At 69.8% G+C, this 18,815-nt stretch carries 9 protein-coding genes; 5 read left to right on the plus strand and 4 right to left on the minus strand.

Annotation, left to right across the window (positions count from 1 at the left end; translation table 11 throughout):
- Positions 1 to 148: 148 nt before the first annotated feature.
- Positions 149 to 736 (minus strand): TetR family transcriptional regulator, encoded by a 588-nt coding sequence (locus ACGFW5_RS33675; protein WP_393838135.1) that lies wholly within the window; start codon positions 734 to 736, stop codon positions 149 to 151.
- 109 nt (positions 737 to 845) lie between these two features.
- On the opposite strand from ACGFW5_RS33675, the gene ACGFW5_RS33680 reads away from it, so the two are divergent.
- Positions 846 to 1,829 carry an aldo/keto reductase gene (locus tag ACGFW5_RS33680; protein ID WP_393838145.1) on the plus strand — a complete coding sequence of 328 codons (984 nt, stop codon included), beginning with the start codon at positions 846 to 848 and terminating at the stop codon, positions 1,827 to 1,829.
- A 389-nt stretch (positions 1,830 to 2,218) separates the two neighbouring features.
- Here ACGFW5_RS33680 and ACGFW5_RS33685 read toward each other — a convergent pair whose 3' ends face one another.
- Both ACGFW5_RS33685 and ACGFW5_RS33690 read right to left on the minus strand, forming a co-directional pair.
- Positions 2,219 to 2,563, minus strand: a complete 345-nt coding sequence (locus tag ACGFW5_RS33685; protein ID WP_393838136.1) for a hypothetical protein — start codon at positions 2,561 to 2,563, stop codon at positions 2,219 to 2,221.
- 392 nt (positions 2,564 to 2,955) lie between these two features.
- Positions 2,956 to 3,282, minus strand: coding sequence for a cupin domain-containing protein (locus ACGFW5_RS33690; RefSeq protein ID WP_393838137.1), 327 nt, complete (start codon positions 3,280 to 3,282; stop codon positions 2,956 to 2,958).
- A 429-nt stretch (positions 3,283 to 3,711) separates the two neighbouring features.
- On the opposite strand from ACGFW5_RS33690, the gene ACGFW5_RS33695 reads away from it, so the two are divergent.
- The 4 genes from ACGFW5_RS33695 (at position 3,712) to ACGFW5_RS33710 (ending at position 9,471) form a co-directional block, all read left to right on the plus strand.
- Positions 3,712 to 5,667: a helix-turn-helix domain-containing protein gene (locus ACGFW5_RS33695; protein ID WP_393838138.1), complete on the plus strand. Its 1,956-nt coding sequence runs from the start codon at positions 3,712 to 3,714 to the stop codon at positions 5,665 to 5,667.
- Between the two features lie 359 nt (positions 5,668 to 6,026).
- A complete protein-coding gene (locus tag ACGFW5_RS33700) occupies positions 6,027 to 6,977 on the plus strand; it encodes an SDR family NAD(P)-dependent oxidoreductase (protein ID WP_393838139.1) in 951 nt (316 codons plus the stop codon).
- A gap of 166 nt (positions 6,978 to 7,143) precedes the next feature.
- Positions 7,144 to 7,731 carry a histidine phosphatase family protein gene (locus tag ACGFW5_RS33705; RefSeq protein WP_393838140.1) on the plus strand — a complete coding sequence of 196 codons (588 nt, stop codon included), beginning with the start codon at positions 7,144 to 7,146 and terminating at the stop codon, positions 7,729 to 7,731.
- Between the two features lie 516 nt (positions 7,732 to 8,247).
- On the plus strand, positions 8,248 to 9,471 hold the full coding sequence (locus tag ACGFW5_RS33710) for an alpha-hydroxy acid oxidase (protein WP_393838141.1): 1,224 nt from the start codon (positions 8,248 to 8,250) through the stop codon (positions 9,469 to 9,471).
- Positions 9,472 to 9,801: 330 nt separating this feature from the next.
- On the opposite strand, the gene ACGFW5_RS33715 is transcribed toward ACGFW5_RS33710, so the two are convergent.
- Positions 9,802 to 18,815: amino acid adenylation domain-containing protein (locus ACGFW5_RS33715; RefSeq protein WP_393838142.1), on the minus strand; the 9,014-nt coding region annotated here is incomplete at its 5' end.

Here is an 18,815-nt window from a genome sequence, read left to right on the forward strand (position 1 = left end):
GCAGCTCTCCGGACGCGCTGGCCGAAGCACCAGGCTGAACGATCACACAGCCGCAGTCACCAGCTGGCGATCGCGTCGAAGGCCCTGCGGGGCGGCGAGGTCGACCAGGCCGGGGAAGCGGCGTCGAGGTCGTCCCACCGAACAGGCTCTAACGGTCGCGCGGTGCCGTCATCCGACGGACCGTCTCAACAACGGCATCCCGCTGACGGGACCTGGCTTCCACACCGCCGGGCGCGGGTGCCGATGACGTCTGCGCCATGTCGCCGGCGGCCGTGAACCAGGCTTGGGCCAGGGCGAGCGTCAGGTTCAGGATGTCGGCGGGGTCCAAAGCGGGGTCGACGTCCCCTCGCCCCTGCGCCGCCGACAGGACGTCCAGCTTGCTCTGCCACGAGGCGGCCAAGGTGGGATGGGTCGCTCCCGGCCGCTCCAGTTGTTTCCAGGTGACCAGACGCACCAGGTCAGGGCGCTCCACGAGGTGGTCGAACAGGGCGCCCGCGTACCCCGGCAGATCCTCGACGTCGAAGGGAACCGCCTCGGTCCCCTCGGCCATGCAGTGCTCGACCACGCTGTCGAACAGCTGCTCCTTGTTGCCGAAGTACACATAGATGAGCCGCTTGTTGGCGCCTGCCGAAGCCGCGATGCGATCCACGCGGGCACCGGCCAGCCCGTGCTCGGCGAACTCGCCGAAGGCGGCGTCCAAAAGTCGTGCCCTGGTTGCTTTCGAGTCTCCCGTCATGGACGCACCGTACAGGTAACTAACCAGTTATTGACATTCGCCGAGGATGCATGCATGGTGGAACTAACCAGTTAGTTACTCACTCATCCCGCAGGAGAACACCATGACCATGAAGTACCGCGCATTGGGCACCCAGGGCCTGACCGTCAGCAGCCAGGGCCTGGGGTGCATGGGCATGAGTGCCTTCTACGGGGCCACGGACGAGGCCGAGTCCCTGGCCACGCTGGACCGGGCCCTGGAGCTGGGCGTCACCCTGCTGGACACGGCCGAGAGCTATGGTCCGTTCCGTAATGAGCAGCTGCTCGGAAGGGCCCTGGCGGGCCGCCGGGACCGGGTCGCCCTCGCCACCAAGACCGGCATCGAGTTCACCGATGGCGGTGAGCCGCGCGGCCACAACGGTCGGCCCGAGTACATCCGCCGCTCTCTGGACCGCTCGCTGCGTCACCTGCGCACCGACCATGTCGACCTCTACTACCTCCACCGTGTCGACCCGCAGGTGCCGATCGAGGAGACGGTCGGAGCCATGGGCGAGCTGGTCGCGGCAGGCAAGGTCCGTGCCATCGGGCTGTGCGAGGTGGCACCCGCCACCATCCGACGCGCCCACGCCGTCCACGCGGTCTCGGCCGTCCAGACGGAGTACTCGCTCTTCGAGCGTGGCATCGAGGCCGACGGTGTCGTCGACACCCTGAACGAACTCGGCATCGGCCTGGTCGCCTACTCCCCGCTCGGCCGGGGCTTCCTCTCCGGGGCGATCACCAGCCCCGAGGACTTCGCCGCGGACGACTTCCGCCGCACCGACCCGCGCTTCCAGGGGCGCAACTTCGAGCGCAACCTCGATGTCGTCCGTGAAGTCGGCCGCCTGGCGTCCGCCAAGGGAGTCACCGCGTCCCAGCTCGCTCTCGCGTGGGTCATACGTCAGGGCGCCGTCCCGATCCCCGGCACCAAGCGCCGCAGCTACCTTGAGGAAAACCTGGCCGCCACGGACGTCAGCATCACCGACGAGGAATGCGCAGCCATCGAGGCCGTCGCCCCGCAGGGCATCGCCGCCGGCGACCGTTACGCGCCCGAGCTCATGGCCACGCTCAACGGTTGATCTTCCTCGTGCTCGGGCGTCCCGCCAGCACCCGCAGGAGCCGGTTCCGCCTGGAGTCGTCGGTCATGTCGTTGCGCACAGCGACCTGGAGTGGACCCTGACCGCGCCTTGCGGTCGCACCACTCCCTCCACGGCCCCAGGGCGGCGTGCCGCGGGGGTGGCCCGGTCCCACACCGTCGATGTCGGCCCGTCGCTCTCATGCTGATGCGGAGGCCGATCCGCCGCCCGCGTCGGCCGTCCCACACCGGACTTGTCCGGAGACACCGTCAACCAACAACACCGCCCGACATGCTCACGGTCCGCTGTGAAGAACCACGCAGGTCCCTGCCCTCGACGTCTGGCGGCGACCAGCACCGTCGCAAGAACCCTGTCTCAAGCGGCACAGCAACTCACTCGCCCCGACGGCGCCGAACGTAGGCGATCGTGAGGGCGGCGACCAATGGCCCCCAGGCCAGCAGCGGCGCATAGCAGACATCCATGACCACGCCCGCTGGACCGTGCGGGAAGTCGGGGTTGTCCAGTGGCCCTCTTGGCGCCAGGGTGACCGCCGCGCACAGCGCCATCATCGCGACGGCGCCCACCGCAGCGGGTACGACCACTGCCAACGGTGGGATGCGACGGCCGCCCAACCACGGGACCCAGCGCGGGACCCACTCACCCCAGGGCCTCACCAGGCCCAGCGTCAGGCAGGCGGCCGCCTGCGAGGCCACCGACAGGATCAGCACGTAGACCATGATCGAGGTCCCCGTGTACAGCGAACCGAGTCGTCCAGTGAAACCAACATCGGCCCCGAACCCGAGCGAGAGCCGCCACACACATGACGGCACTGTGCACAGCACGGTCGCCCAAGCGGCCCGGACTGCCCAACGAGGGGCGGCAACCTGGGCAGTCGGCGGCGGGAGGGCGCTGGCCATCACGAGCTCCGGTGTGGTGAGGAGGAGAAACGGCCCCTTGACGATGCCACCACCCAGCAGCCGGCAGCATCATCCCGCCAGCCGGACCGCCTCCCCCATGCGAAGGAGCCCACCGGGGCATCAGCTCGCCCTCCGGTATGAAGCGGCAACGCTGGTCAGAGCGTCAACGGCTCACTGGGAGCGCCTTTTTCGCGATCCTTCCCGATCCCTTCCTAGTTGTCGCAGGCGTCCTCGCCGTCGGGGTAGAAGACCAGGAGCGTGCAGCCGGTCGCGGACTGCGGGTAGTGCACGGAGCCAGGTTCGGCGCAGAGCACCGTGCCGGCCTGCCAGGTGTCCGTGCCGTCGCCGAACTCGCCCTTGATGACGTGAACGAACTCGCGGACCGCGTGCCGGTCCTCGCCGAACTGCGCGCCCGGGGCGAACTCCAGCAGCGTGATCACGCTGGGGTCCTTCGGCGTGCCCTCCTTCAGGCGGCGCGCGGTGATGTGCTCGTTGACCTGGATGTCAGAGACCACGGTCTGGTCCAGATGAACGCCCACGAAACCCGGAAGCATTGGTGTCCCCACTTCAGCTGCTGTGCGGTGCCGGCCTGATGCCGTGCACCGGATGTCGATCAGCGTAGGGATCTTCGAGGCCGCTTACTACGCCACACGCGCACCACTGGCCTCATGATGCACAGCACGTGTGCACACCTGGTGGGCCGAAACCCTTGGTTACCAAGTCCGCGACAGGCCGCCGCGGCGCATTAGGACTCCATGGGGGGCCGGTGGCACGTCATCCGCGAGGGGGAATCGGGTCGGTGAACGGACAGTCGGAGTAGGCACTCATCACATCGCATCGCTCCGCCCCGGCCCGGCCCGGCCCGGCCCGCAACACATCCGGCTCGGCGGTGCGGGCCCGTCACACCGGCATCGGCTGCCACCCCGGCGCCGGATAGCATCGCATTTCACCCCGGCGGAGGAGACGTGATGCTCACACTCGCGACCCTGGCGCGTCAGCCCGAGTACGCCCTGCGCCCTCTGCACACCGCTCTTACCGACGACCGGGTCGTGGACCGTGCCGAGGTGGTTACGCCCGCCGACTGCCCCAACGGGCCTTCCGGCACGCTCTTTGTCTGTTCACCCGACGCCCTCGACCCGGGGCGTACGCGCACCTGGCTGCGGCGCCTCGCCGACCAAGGCGCCGTCGGCCTGATCCTCGCGGCAAACACGCCGCCCTCGGCGCACGGGCCGCTGACGGAGGCCGCGCGCCGCGCCGCGCTCCCGCTTTTCGCCTCCGGCGCGCCCATGGCAACCTGGCGCCACACGTTGATCTCGCAGATCACGGAGCACCGCCGACAGGCAGCCGACCAGCACGCTGCCCGCCTCGCCCATCTCCTGGACCACCTCGACGACGAGAGCCTTCCGGCCGACGTTCTCCTGGACTGGCTGGGCCGCGAGCTGGGCGCACACGTAAGCCTTCAAGGGGACGTCCGCATCCCCTTTCCCGCCCCAAATGAATCCCAACTGGCTACGGTAGTGGACGACTTCACCTCGACCCACCCTGTCGGGAACAGCAGCCGTTTCCTCACCGCCCACCGCCGCCACCACTCCTTCAGCACGTCTGAGAAGGACCTGCTGGCCCGGGCCGCCGCTGTCCTCGCGATCCGCCGGCACGCAGCCATGCCCCCGAGCCGCACGGTACTCACCGAGACCCTGCGTGCCGTACGGCTGGCCTCGTTCCAGGCCCTGATGGTGGGTCACATCGAGTCCGCGCAGCGCATCCTTGGGCCCCTCTCGCCCCACCTGCTGGACACGGACGACATCCAGGTCGCCATCATGGACTGCGCCGACATCTCCCGTGACGCGATGCTGGGCCCGGTCGAGGAGATCCTTTCGGACACCGGCATCGCCGTACGGTGTCCCGCCTTCGAGGAACACATCGTCATCGTCGCCCCGCGCCCCGAGCCTGAACTCCCAGAAGCGCCCGCCGTCACCGCCCTGCGCGGGCTCGTCGCCGACCGCAGCAGCCGGCTGAGTCTTGGCATCAGTCCCGCTCTGCCCGTCGAGGACACCGCCACGAGCTTCGGCCTGGCCTACGATGCCATCGCCACCGCCCGGATCAGCCCCACCGGCGCCGCGGTCGCCGTCCGCACCCCCGGCCTGCTGCACGCCCTCCACCCGGCCGCCGCACAACAATGGGCCTCCGCCCTGCTCCAGCCAGTCCTGAGCCGGCGCGGCGCCGATCGGCAACTGGCCACCGTCGCCCTCGGCCTCGAATTCGACGTCGCGGCCGCCTCCAGGATCCTCGGCATTCACCGCAACACCCTCAGTCGTCGCATCCACACCATGCTCCGGGCCACCGGCCTCGCTTCCGACCGCACCGCCGATCGCATCACCCTCTCCCTCGCCCTGCAGATCCACGCCCTGCACGGCCCGGTCGCCGCCCCGGGTCCCGGCCCCGCGCCCACCCTCGCCCACCTCCTGGCACAACCCTCCGCCACCACCTGGGCCAGTGCGGCGCTCGCGCCCCTCAACCAGGAATGCACCGACCGGCGCGCCACCAGCGGCGACGCCCTCGCGCAGACCCTCCGCAGCTGGGCCGCAGAGGACTTCCGGGTCGAGGCCGCCGCCCGGCGCCTGAGCCTCTACCCAGCCACAGTTCGTGGGCACATCCATGCTGCCGAAGCGCTCCTGGGATGGACCCTCATATCTGCCGTCCCCGCAGGCCAACCGCCCGACGACGAAGACTCCCCCGGCAGACAGTCCGGCCTGCGAAACCTGGCCGCCGCGATCCAGGCCACCCCCGGAACGCCCCGACCCGCCCTGCCGGACCCCACCCTCGCAGCGGGCGCCCACCATCGTGAAGTTGCCGGTCACGACCCTGGTACGCCGACGCTTCGGGCCACCAGAGATGCAGGTCGGGTCAGGACCGCGACGCCATGAGCGGGACCGAATCGGCCGTTCCGTAGTACGTCACTGCGCACGCACGCCAGGGCCATTCAGGGCACAGCTCGTCGTGTACGTACGCCGGGGCCACAGGGCACAGCTCGTCGTGTACGTACGCCAGGGTCGTTCAGGACACAGTCCGTCGCGCCCGCGGTGTGGTGTGGTCGCGGTGCGGCGCGCTCCGGTGGGACGCAATGGGGTGTCATCGACCGGCACGGTGTCGGCGAGATGTCGGCCCTCCGGCGGCGCTGTCGGTGATCCATCGGCAGTGTGTCGGTCGCCGGTGCAACCGTATGTGCCGAGTGGCCCCAGGGAGCAACGGCGGCCACCTTCAGCAGCAAGGGAGCCACATCGCCATGTCGTCCACGTCCTCCACCCCGTCCTGGAATGTCCAACGGCTGCCCCGTGCCGATGGCCGCGTCTTCCTGGTCACCGGTGGCAACGTCGGCATCGGGTACTTCGTCGCGGAGCAGTTGTCGGCATCCGGAGCCACCATCGTGCTCGGCAGCCGGAGCCCCGCAAGGGCCGAGGCTGCCATGGCGTCGATCCGTGCGCGTGTCCCCGGCTCGCAGGTGCGGGCCATCCGACTGGACCTCGCCGACCTCTCCTCACTGCAAACTGCGGTGCAAGCATTGGAGGTTGACCGCCTCGACGCGGTGGTTCACAACGCCGGCGTCGCGCTTGACGACCCTCCGCGACAGGAGACCGGGGACGGTCACGAGCTCATGTTCGGGACGAACCACCTCGGGCACTTCGCCCTGACCCATTGGTTGATGCCCCTGCTGTCGGCGGCGCCGGCGGCCCGCGTGGTGACCATGGGCAGCTTCGCCGCGAAGTCCGAGCGGCTGGACTTGGACGACCTGCAGTCCCTCAAGGACTACGCACCCAAGCGCACTTACGGACGCTCCAAGCTGGCTCAGATGTACTTCGGTCTCGAACTCGACCGCCGACTGCGGGCCGTCGACAGCGGGGTGCAGAGCGTGATGGTCCACCCCGGCGGTGCGCTGGACTCCCTCACCCCCTCGCGGCCACCGATCCATGTGCGAACCACCGGCGCACGGCTCAGCGCGGTGCCTGCGGCCCTGCTCGTCCAGGGCAAGCACGCCGGCGCATGGTCAGCGGTCCGAGCGGTACTCGACCCTGCCGTGCGGGGAGGCCAACTGTGGGGGCCGCGTATCTTCGGCCTGCGCGGCGAACCCCGATGCGAACCGGTGTGGAACCACCTCGCCGACTCCTCCGTCGCGGCCCGACTGTGGGACGCGACCCGCGATCTGACCGGCGCCGACCTCAGCAGCCTCTGCGAATAGCTCACGCACACGCAACAGCCCGGACGCATGGTCGGAAGCCGCATGGTCATGTCCTGCACACCGGCTTCAGGCAGAGGGGCGAACAAGGCCGGGCAGCCCACCCGATGTTGATACCATCCGGATGTTTCCGGCATCTCTTACTCCATCTCCCTTTGGAGGGGCTGACATGGCGACTCGGCGTCTGTTCCTGGTCAGGCACGGCGCGGCGGACGCCTTCGGGACGCTCACCGAAGTCGGAAGGCGCCAGACGGAGTTGCTTGCGGAGCGCTTGGCCCGCCTGCCGATCGACACGGTGTGGCACTCGCCGCTGCCCCGGGCGGTGCGTTCGGCCCAGCTCATCGGCGAGCGTCTGGCCGGGGTCCCGGTGCGGGAGGCGGCCGAGCTGACCGACCACATCCCGCACGTGCCGAAGAAGCCGCCTGCGGCATGGGCCGGGGTCTTCGACGGCTACGATCCCGCAGAAGCGGCGAAGGGAGAGCGCTTGGCGGATGCGCTGACCGACCGGTTCGCCCGCCCGGCCGACACCGAGACGCACGAGGTCCTGGTCACCCACGCCTATCAGGTGGCCTGGCTCCTGCGGCACGCCCTTGGCGCGCCACGTGAGCGGTGGCTGGGGATGAGCTGCGGGAACACGGCGGTGACGGCGATCGAGTACTACACCGGCGCCGCCCCCTCACTGGTGGTCTACAACGACATGAGCCATCTCCCCCCGGCCCTGCGCTGGACGGGCTTCGGGCCCGGGACGCGCCCCTGAGCGGACGAGCGGGAGGAACGCGGCCCGTAGGACGCCTGCGCAGTTGAACGGGGTGCCGCCCACACGCCCGAGCCCGGCGCACGTCGAGCGTTGAGCGTTGAGCGTGAGCGTTGAGCAAAGCACCGCCCACGCACCATGGCCCCGCACACACACCATGGCCCTGCCCGGCATGCACCACGGCCCGGCACCGCGCGCACCACAGCCCTACCCAGCGCGCACCACAGCCCGGCGCCGTGCGCACCATGGCCCGGCACCGTGCGCGCGCACCACGGCTCGGCACCGCGCACACCACATCTTGCGCGTCGGGCAGACGGCGCCAACGGGCTTGCGCAGCCGAACAGTTGTCGTCGTGCGCCGCACCTCGGCCGTACAGTGCCCGTGACCGTGACCCGGCAGGACGGCCCCCGGGCCCTCCCGGGCGCGGCCCGTGACCGGCCGCGTGGGCCCTCGGAACGAGGAGGGACCTTGGACGGCTTCCCGTCACTTCCGTCACTTCCGTCACCCCCGTCACCCCCGGTGGGCGACCACCCCCGGCGCCGATTCCCGCGCCCGGCCGAACTCGCGCCCCTGCTGCGGCCGCGGCCCCGGCCCGGCGGGGCCCCGCGACGGCTCGCGGCCGCCGCCGACGTGGCCGACCTGCGTGCCGCCGCGCGCCGACGCGCTCCCAGAGCCGTCTTCGACTACACGGACGGGGCCGCGGGCGAGGAGCTTTCGCTGGCCCGCAACCAGGCCGCCTTCCGCCGGATCGAGTTCCGGCCCAGCGTGCTGCGGGACGTCTCGGCGGTCGACACCTCGGCAACGCTACTCGGCGAGGTGTCCGCCCTTCCCATCGCGCTCGCCCCGACTGGCTTCACGCGGATGATGCACCACGAGGGCGAGGTGGCCGTGGCACGGGCAGCGGCCGCCCATGGGGTCCCGTACACGCTGTCCACGATGGGCACGACGGCCGCCGGGCCGCTCGCCGCCGCCGTGCCGGGCGTACGCCGCTGGTTCCAGCTGTACCTGTGGCGCGACCGGGCCCGCAGCCTGGACCTGGTGTGCGGCGCCGCGGAGGCCGGGTACGAGGCTTTGATGCTGACCGTGGACACGCCGGTCGGGGGATCACGGCTGCGGGATGTCCGCAACGGCATGACGATCCCGCCGGCGCTGACCGCGCGCACCTTGCTGGACGGGGCGCTGCGGCCGTGGTGGTGGCTGAATCTGCTGACCACCCCGCCTCTGCGGTTCGCCTCTCTCACCCAGTGGCAGGGCACCGCAGCAGAACTCGGCAATCTGATGTTCGACCCTGCGGCGACCGCCGACGACGTGGTGTGGCTGCGGGAGGTCTGGCCGGGCAAGCTGATCGTCAAGGGCGTCCAGACGGCCGAGGACGCACGCCTGATGGCCGGTCTCGGAGTGGACGCCCTGGTCATCAGCAATCATGGCGGGCGCCAACTGGACCGCTCACCCGTGCCGTTGGAGGAACTGCCCGCGGTCGTCAGGGCGGTGGACGGCGCAGCGGAGGTCTATCTCGACGGCGGGGTTCGGTCCGGCGCGGATGCGGTGGCGGCGGTCTGCATGGGCGCGACGGCAGTTCTCGTCGGCCGTGCCTATCTCTACGGCCTGATGGCGGGCGGCGAGGCCGGAGTGCGCCGGGTGCTGGACATCCTCTCGGCGGAGGTGCGGCAGACCATGCAGTTGCTGGGCGCCACCTCGCTCAAGGACCTCACCCCGGACCGCGTCCGCCTGCGCGCTGCGTAGAGCGGGCGCGCAGCGCCGTCCGTCACCCACGCCGCGTCGCGCCTGAAGTCACGTGCTGTCCCGACCGCCATGGGGAGCGATTCGAGGGTGGCGGTTGCGAGCAGGGCACGATGGACGCCCGGTATCAGGGCGTCCACGTGACCCAGCCGTCACACCGCCCTACAGGCGTGGACGCCGTCACACCGCCCCACCACGCGTGAACGCGGTCACACCGTCCCGTATGCGTGGACGCCGCCCCCACAACCCAACACCCCGCCGCACCCCGCACCCCGCACCCCGCACCCCGCACCCCGCACCCCGCACCCCGCACCCCGCACCCCGCAGCAGCATTCAGGCGCCGTGCGAACCGCGTCGTAGACGGTCCTGGATCAACGCGCCGATGCGGTGGAGCGTCTCCGGTTTGAGCATGCCGGCGTGGGAGCAGTCCATCCGCCGGTACTCCAGTGGCCCGTCGAGGTACGCGTGCCAGACGTCGGGCTCCAGCACGCTGTCGGTCTCCTGCGTGGCGGCGAACAGCATCATCTCGGTCGCGACCCGCTGATGCCGGTAGCGTCCGGTGATGTCGATGTTGTTCTCCATCACCCGCATGATGGTGAGGAATTCGCTCTCCTCGATGCTGCCCAGCACGGTGTTCGTCGTCCGCGCCACTGCCGCGAACTCCTCGAACGTCATGCCCTGCGTGGGGACTTCGACGGTGCTCACCCCCAGCAGTTCGAGGATGCCCCGGTAGTACTCCTCGTGCGCGTGCTCGGGGATGTCCTCCTGCGCGGCGGGCTTGGCGTCGAGGCAGACCATCAGCTCGACCCGCTGTCCTCGTTCGGCCAGCCGGGCCGCGACGGCGTGGGCGACGATGCCTCCGAAGGAGTGCCCCATGAGCCGGTACGGCCCTTCCGGCTGCACCCGGAGCATCGCCTCGATGCAGTCGTCGGCCACCTCCTCCACCGAGCCGGGCAGGTTGTCGGGGTCGGACAACCCGCGGGCCTGGAGACCGTAGAGAGGGATGTCGGCGTCGATGTGCGGCAGCAGGCTCGCGTAGTTCCAGCACATGCCGCCGCCCGAGTGCAGACAGAACAACGGCGCCTGGGCGCCCTTGGTGCGCAGCGGGAGCAGTACCTCGAACGCGGTGGAATGCGCGCCGCGTTCGCCCGGGCCGGAGCTGTGATCGGCGTCCTCGTCCAGGCGCCGGGCGAGTTCGGCGACGGTCGGCGCCTCGAAGAGGATGCGCAGGGGCAGTTCGACGCCGAGGACCGCCTGGATGCGACTGATCAGCCCGGTCGCCAGCAGGGAGTGCCCTCCGAGGTCGAAGAAGCCGTCGTCCACGCTCACTCCGGGCAGGCCCAGCACTTCGGCGTAGAGGGTGCACAGCACCTCTTCGCGCGGAGTGCGCGGCGGGCGCCCGGCCCGGCCGCTGTAGTCGGGAGCGGGGAGCGCCTTGCGGTCCACCTTGCCGTTGGGGCTGAGCGGCAGTTCGGGCAGGGCCGTCACCGCCGAGGGGACCATGTAGCCGGGGAGCCGTTCGCGCAGGGCCTCGCGCACGGCGGCCGCTGAGAAGCCGCCCGGGTCTTCCGGCACCACGTACGCCACCAGCCGCGGGTCCGTCCCGCCGTGCCGGTGGACGGTCACAAAGGCCTGGACGAGGCCGGGCAGGCGCAGCAACTCGGCCTGGATCTCGCCGGGTTCGACCCGGAAGCCGCGGATCTTCACCTGATCGTCGGCACGGCCGAGGTATTCCAGCTGGCCTTCGGCGTTCCACCGTACGACGTCGCCGGTGCGGTACATCCGCTCCCCGGGGCCGCCCAGCGGGTTGGCCACGAACCGTTCGGCGGTGAGCCCAGGCCGGCCCAGGTAGCCGCGGGCCAGGCCGGCCCCTGCCACGTACAACTCGCCGACCACTCCCTGCGGCACGGGGTGCAGACCGCCGTCCAGGACGTAGCCGGACAGTCCGAACAGCGGCCGCCCCATGGGAACGACTCCGCTCTCGCGGCCGGTCAGCGGCGTGCTCATGGCCGCGCCGACGGTGGACTCGGTGGGCCCGTACGCGTTGATCATGCGGCGGCCGGGTGCCCAGCGTTCCGTGAGGTCGGGTGAGCATGCCTCGCCGGCCACCAGGAGAACCGCCAGGTCGGGGAAGGGCACGCCCGGCCCTCGCGCGTCGAGGGTCGCAAGCACCGAGGGCGGCAGCGTCACATGGGTCACCCGCCGCCCGCGCAGCGTTTCCGCCAGCGCGTCACCGGCCAGCGCGTCGGCGGAGGCCGCCACGAGGGCCGCGCCCGACGCGAACGCCATCACCAGCTCCCACACCGACACGTCGAAGCTGGGCGAAGCGAACTGGAGCACCCGGCTGTCCGGGGTGAGCGCGAACGCGTCCAGTTGCGCACGCGCGAGGTTGGCGAACCCGGCGTGGGTGACCTCGACGCCCTTGGGGCGGCCGGTGGACCCGGAGGTGTAGATGACGTACGCGGTGTGCGCGGGATGGACCGGCACGCCCGGGTCGGTGTCCGGCAGCGCTTCGTGGTCCAGCCCGGCCGTCCAGGCGTCGTCGAGGACGACGGCGGGATCCGCGTCGGCGAGCATGTACGCGATCCGCTCAGCCGGATAGTCGGGGTCGACCGGGACATACGCGGCGCCGGTCTTGACCACACCGAGGATGGTGGCGACGAGCTCGGGCCCGCGTCGCATCCGCAGCGCCACTCGCCGGCCGGGGCCGACCCCGAGCCCCAGCAGGTGGTGCGCGACGCGGTTCGAGCGGCGGTCCAGTTCGGCGTACGACAGCTCGCTGTACGACCTCTCGTCGCGGCCCGAGATGGTCGCCACGGCGTCCGGTGACCGTTCGGCCGCCGCCCGGAAGAGTTCGGGCAGGGTAAGAGGGGGCAGGTCGGCGCGGTCGGCTCCGGACCATTCGAGCAGCGTCCCGCGCTCGTGCGGTGCCAGGATCCGCAGCGACCTGACCGGCCGGTGCGGGTCGTCGATCGCCGAGTCCAGCAGGCGCGTCCAGCGCGCGGTGAAGGCGTCGATGGTCGTCGCGTCGTACAGATCGGTGGCGTATTCGACGAGGCCGGTGAGCCCGGCCGGCTCGCCCGCTTCGTCAAAGGTCTCGGTGACGCTGACGAAAACGTCGAACTTGGCCGAACCGGCGCCCGCCTTCTCCGCCCCCACTTGGAGCCCCGGCAGGTCGAAGCGCGCGCCGTCGTCGTTCTGGAGGACCAACACGACCTGGAACAGCGGGTGGTGAGCGGTGGAGCGCTGCGGGTTGACCTTCTCCACCAGGTACTCGAACGGCAGGTCCTGGTGGGTGTACGCGGCCAGGCAGGTCTCGCGCACCCGGGCCAGCAGCTCGGCGAAGGTCGGGTCCCCGGAGGTGTCGGTGCGCAGCACCAGGGTGCTGACGAAGAACCCGACCAGGTCGTCCAGGTTCTCGTCGCCGCGGCCGGCTATGGGCGAGCCAACGGGAATGTCGTCCCCGGCGCCCAGCCTCGACAGCAGGGCCGCCAGGCCCGCCTGGAGGACCATGAACAGCGTCGAGTCCGCGGAGCGGGCCAGGGCCCGCAGTCCGGCGTGGGTCCCGGCGCCTATCCGGAACTGCGTGACGTCGCCGCGATAGGAGGGAAGCGCGGGGCGCGGCCGGTCGGGCGGCAGCGTGGCCTGTTCCGGCAGCCCGGCCAACTGGTCCGCCCAGTACGCGGCCTGCCGCACGAAGAGGCTGTCCGGATCGGAGTCGTCCCCGAGCAGATCGTGCTGCCAGAGGGTGAAGTCCGCGTACTGCAACGGGAGCGGGGCCCACTGCGGTCGTGCCCCGTCCCGGCGCGCGGTGTACGCGGCGACCAGGTCACGCGTCAGCGGCCCCATCGACCAGCCGTCGGCCGCGATGTGATGGATGACCACGACCAGCACGGACGTGTCGGGCCCGGTGACCAGGAGCCCTGCCCGGAACGGGATCTCCCTGTCCAACTCGAACCCCTGCCGCACGATCCGTGCCACCCGCTCGGGCACCTGCTCCTCGCCGATCTCCTCCACCTCGACGGTGATTCGCGCCCGCTCGGCAGCGAGCACCCGCTGGTGGGGCCGTCCGTCGATGTCGGGGAATACGGTCCGCAGCGGTTCGTGCCGCGCGATGACGTCGTTGAGCGCGGCCTCCAGAGCGCCGGTGTCCAGCTTTCCGGTCAGCCTGAGGACCAGCGGCATGTTGTACGTCGCCGACGCGCCCTCGAACTTGTACAGGAACCACAGCCTGCGCTGCGCGAACGACAAAGGAAGCACCTCCGGCCGCTCCCGCCGCTCCAGCACCGGACGCGACCCGGCACCCGAGAGCCGACCGGCGAGCCCCGCCACCGTCGGCGCGTCGAACAACGCCCGCAACGGCAACTCCACCCCCAACACCGCACGCACCCGGCTCACCAACCGGGTCGCCAACAACGAATGCCCACCCAGATCGAAGAAATCGTCGTCCACACCCACCACCGGCACCCCCAGCACCCCTGCGAACAGCTCGCACAGGACCTCTTCGGTCTGGGTGCGCGGCGCACGGGACATACCGGCCCCGCCGTATTGTGGCGCCGGCAGCGCACTCCGGTCGATCTTCCCGCTCACGGTCAGGGGGAACGCGTCCAGCGCGACGATGGCCGACGGCACCATGTACCTGGGCAGGTCACGGCTCAGCGACTCGCGCAGAGCACCAAGCGAGCGGCCGAGACCGCCCTCGGCGACGACGTAGGCGACGAGGCGGGTGTCGTCGAGATGCGGACGGGCCACGACCAGAGCCTGCGAGACACCCGGCTCGGCCTCCAACGCCGCCTGAATCTCGCCCGGTTCGATACGGAACCCACGGATCTTCACCTGATCATCCACACGCCCCAAATACCGGAGCTGACCATCAGCGTTCCAGCACACCAGGTCACCCGTCCGATACATCCGCTCACCCGAACCACCGAAAGGATGAGCCACAAAACGCTCAGCAGTCAGACCCGGCCGCCCCACATACCCACGCGCCAACCCCGGCCCCGACACATACAACTCCCCCGGCACACCCACCGGAACAAACCCCAAACGCTCATCCAACACAAACAGCCCCACACCCGGCACCGGCCGCCCGATCGCAACACCCCCACCCACGGTCAACGGATCACTGATCGACACAGCCACCGTCGACTCCGTCGGACCATACGCATTGATCAGCCGACGACCAGGACCCCACCGAGCCACCAACTCCGGCGGACACGCCTCCGCACCCACCGCCAAACCAACCAGACCACCCAGCCGCTCCCACGCACCCTCCGGCAACGTCGCCACCACCGACGGCGGCAAAAACGCATGCGTCACCCCACCCCGCGCAAGAGCTCCCTCCAACTCCGCCCCCGCCAGCCCGAACCCAGCCTCCGGCACAACCAACACCGACCCCGAACCCCACGCAAGCACCAACTCCAACACCGACGCATCAAAACTCAACGACGCCGAACGCAACACACGCCCACCCATCCCGAGCCCCATCCGCTCCACCAGGCCCGCCGCGAACCCCGCCACACCCCCGTGCGTCACCACCACACCCTTCGGCCGCCCCGACGAACCCGACGTATAGATCACATACGCCGGATGCGCGGGCAACAACGGAACCACCCGCTCGGCATCCATAACCTCCGCACCCGACAGACCATCCGCGCCGACCTCCTCCAGCAGCACGACATCCACCGCCAACCCCTCCGGCAGACTCCCCACCGCCGCACACGTCGTTAGCACCAGCCCCGGCCGCGCATCCTCCAACAGCCAACCAATCCGCGCCCCCGGATACTCCACATCCACCGGCACATACGCACCCCCCGCCACCACCACACCCAACACCGCAACCAACTGCTCCACACCCACCGGCACCGCAACCCCCACCACAACCCCAGGACCCACCCCCCGACCCATCAACCACCGAGCCAACCGATTCACCCGACCCCCCAACTCCCCATAAGACCACACCACTTCACCACCACACACCACAGCCACCGCACCCGAAGACTCACGCACCCGCCCAGCAAACAAGCCCGCCAACGTCACCGGCGCCGGTGAAACGTCAGTCGCCGACCACCCCAACAGCCGACTCCGCTCACCCACACCCAGCACATCAAGCCCACTCACCCGAGAGCCGGGCTCCGCAACCACCCCACCCAGCACCCGCACCAACCGCTCGCCGAACAACTCAACCGTCCGGGCGTCATACAGATCCGTCGCGTACTCGATCAGCCCGGACATGCCGGCAGGGTGGCCGTCCTCGTCGAACGTCTCACCCAGGTTGACGGTGAGGTCGAACTGTGAACCGGACACGCCCGGGTCCTCGAACTCGGCGCGGATGCCCGGGAGTTCGAATGCCAGGTCTGTGCTGTTCTGGAGCGCCAACATGATCTGAACGAGCGGGTGATGGCCGGGTGAACGCTGCGGGTTGAGCCGTTCCACCAGGTACTCGAAGGGGATGTCCTGGTGGCTGTACGCGGCGAGACTCGTCTCGCGAATCTGTGTCAGGAGTTCGCCGAACGTGGGATCCGACGTCACGTCGGCGCGGATCACCAGGGTGTTGACGAAGAAGCCGACCAGCTCGTCAAGGCCTTCGTCGGTGCGGCCGGCGATGGGCGAACCCACTGCGATGTCCTGCCCCGCGCCCAGGCGCGAGAGCAACGCCGCCAAGCCGGCGTGCAGGACCATGAACAGCGTCGCGTCCGCCGAGCGGGCGAGCTCCCGCAACGCGGCATGCGTAGAGGCGTCGAGCGCGAAGCTCACGGTGTCGCTGCGATAGGAAGGCGTCGCGGCTCGCGGCCGGTCGGTGGGCAGGGAGACGACATCGGGCAGACCGCTCAAGTGGTCCGTCCAGTACGCGGCTTGGCGGCGCAGCATACTGTCGGGGTCGGTGTCCTCGCCGAGCAGTTCGTGCTGCCAGACGCTGTAGTCGGCGTACTGGACCGGGAGCGGGGCCCACTCCGGCCCCTCGCCTCCGCGCCGGGCCGCGTACGCGGAGGCGAGATCGGCGGCGAGAGGGGTCATCGACCACCCGTCGGCGGCTATGTGGTGCATCACGAGCACCAGGACGGCCTCTCCCTGTCCTGTGGTCAACAGCCTTGCCACGAGCGGTATTTCGCGGTCCAGCTCGAATCCGTGCTGCACACACTCCGCCAGTCGGGAAGCCACCGCGTCCTCCGTCACCGGTTCGACGGTGAGGGTGAGGTGGGTTCCGATGGGGGTGAGGATGTGCTGGTAGGGCTCACCGTCGATGTCGGGGAAGACCGTCCGCAACGGCTCGTGCCGGGCCATCACATCATTGAGTGCCGCCTCCATCGCCGCCCCATCCACCTCCCCCGTGAGACGCAGCACGAGCGGAATGTTGTACGTCGCCGACGCACCCTCCAACTTGTACAGGAACCACATCCGGCGCTGAGCAAACGACAACGGCAGACGCTCCGGCCGCTCACACCGCTCCAGCACCGGACGCGCCCCCGCCACCGACAGATGCCGCACCACACCCGCCACCGTCGGACGATCGAACAACACACGCAACGCCAGATCCACACCCAGCACCGCCCGCACCCGGTTCACCAACCGCGTCGCCAGCAACGAATGCCCACCCAGCGCAAAGAAGTCATCCTCCACCCCCACCACCGGCAGACCCAACACCTCCGCGAACAGACCACACACCATCTCCTCCTGCGGCGTCCGCGCCCCCCGAGACCCCGACACCCCATACTCAGGAGCAGGCAACGCACCCCGGTCAACCTTCCCGCCCACCGTCAACGGCAAAGCCTCCAACACCACAAACGCCGCCGGCACCAAATGCGACGGAAGCCGCTCCGACAAACTCCGACGCAACACCGACACCAACTCACCCACCACCCGCGTCCGCACCGGATCACTCGCCAACCCCCCAAGCGACCCCACACCCACCGGACCCAAGACCCCCGACACCGCACCCGCAGCCGCCCCATCGGGCAGCAGCACCACATCGAAGGTGTCGAGTTCACCCTGCCCAACAGTCACCACCGCGTCCCAGCCCCGCGAGCGAGCCCAGACGCACACCGATTCAGGATCCAGGCCGCCGTCCTCGTCCAGAAGCTCGCGGACACGCTCGATGGGCTCGCCCGCGGCCAGCGCGCGAGCCGCCGCAACCTCCCCGGTCAGCCGCGCATTCGGCACCCCCGAAACCCGGACCGGCAACGTCACATCACTTAACGCGTCCAGCGCTTCGACGTCCCGGCCCCACACCATGACGGGCGTCCGAGCGAGAGAGAGCGGCTGCGAAGGAGCCTTGTGCAGGACCACGTCGTAGCGGTGGCGCGTCAGCTCGTTGTGCGCGGCCCCCCGCTTCCACCGCACATCCACCCCCACCACATCCGACCGCCCAGACGCCCAGACGGTGAAGAAACCGGGATCCAGCAACAGCTCCTTCTCCGTCACCACCGCCTGCTCCACCACCGCACGCAACCGAGCCGCGTCCCCAACACCCAGCTGACGCGCCTGAACCGCCGTCTGCAACGCCCGCAACAAACCCCGATGCCGCACATCCCCGACCACCAGCCGGCCACCCTCGGCCAACAACCCGAACGCCCGGTCCAACACCCGCTCCAGATACTCCCAACCCGGGAAATACTGCACGACCGAGTTGATGACAACCGTGTCGAACTCCCCCACCGGCAGCCCCGAAACATCATCCGCGGCCTGACACCGCACCACCACATGATACCAGCCCAGCCCCGCCACCTGACCCCGCAACCGCTCCACCACCGACGACGAGAAATCCGTCGTCCAGTACGACTCCACCCCCACCGCCACATGCCCCATCAACAACCCCGAACCAACACCAATCTCCAACACCCGGCGCGGAGCAGACTCCTGGATCCTCGCCACCATTTGGTCACGCCATTCCCGCATCTCCGGCAACGGGATGGGCTCGCCCGAGTACGAACTGTTCCACCCCTCAAACCCTTCACCCAACTCACCGGTGCCGGCCCCGCCGTCATGAACGGCTTCCTCGTAGACCGAGTCGTAGATCTCACGCCATTCGTCGACCTGCTCGGCGGTTATTCCTTGCTCCCCTCCCGCCGAGGAAGGAACGACGTAGGCGACGAGGCGGGTGTCATCGAGATGCGGACGGGCCACCACCAGAGCCTGCGAGACACCCGGCTCCGCCTCCAACGCCGCCTGAATCTCCCCCGGTTCGATACGGAACCCACGGATCTTCACCTGATCATCCACACGCCCCAAATACCGGAGCTGACCATCAGCATGCCAGCACACCAGGTCACCCGTCCGATACATCCGCTCACCCGAACCACCGAAAGGATGAGCCACAAAACGCTCAGCAGTCAGACCCGGCCGCCCCA

Source organism: Streptomyces sp. NPDC048416, from assembly GCF_043200435.1.
Classification (GTDB): Bacteria; Actinomycetota; Actinomycetes; order Streptomycetales; family Streptomycetaceae; genus Streptomyces.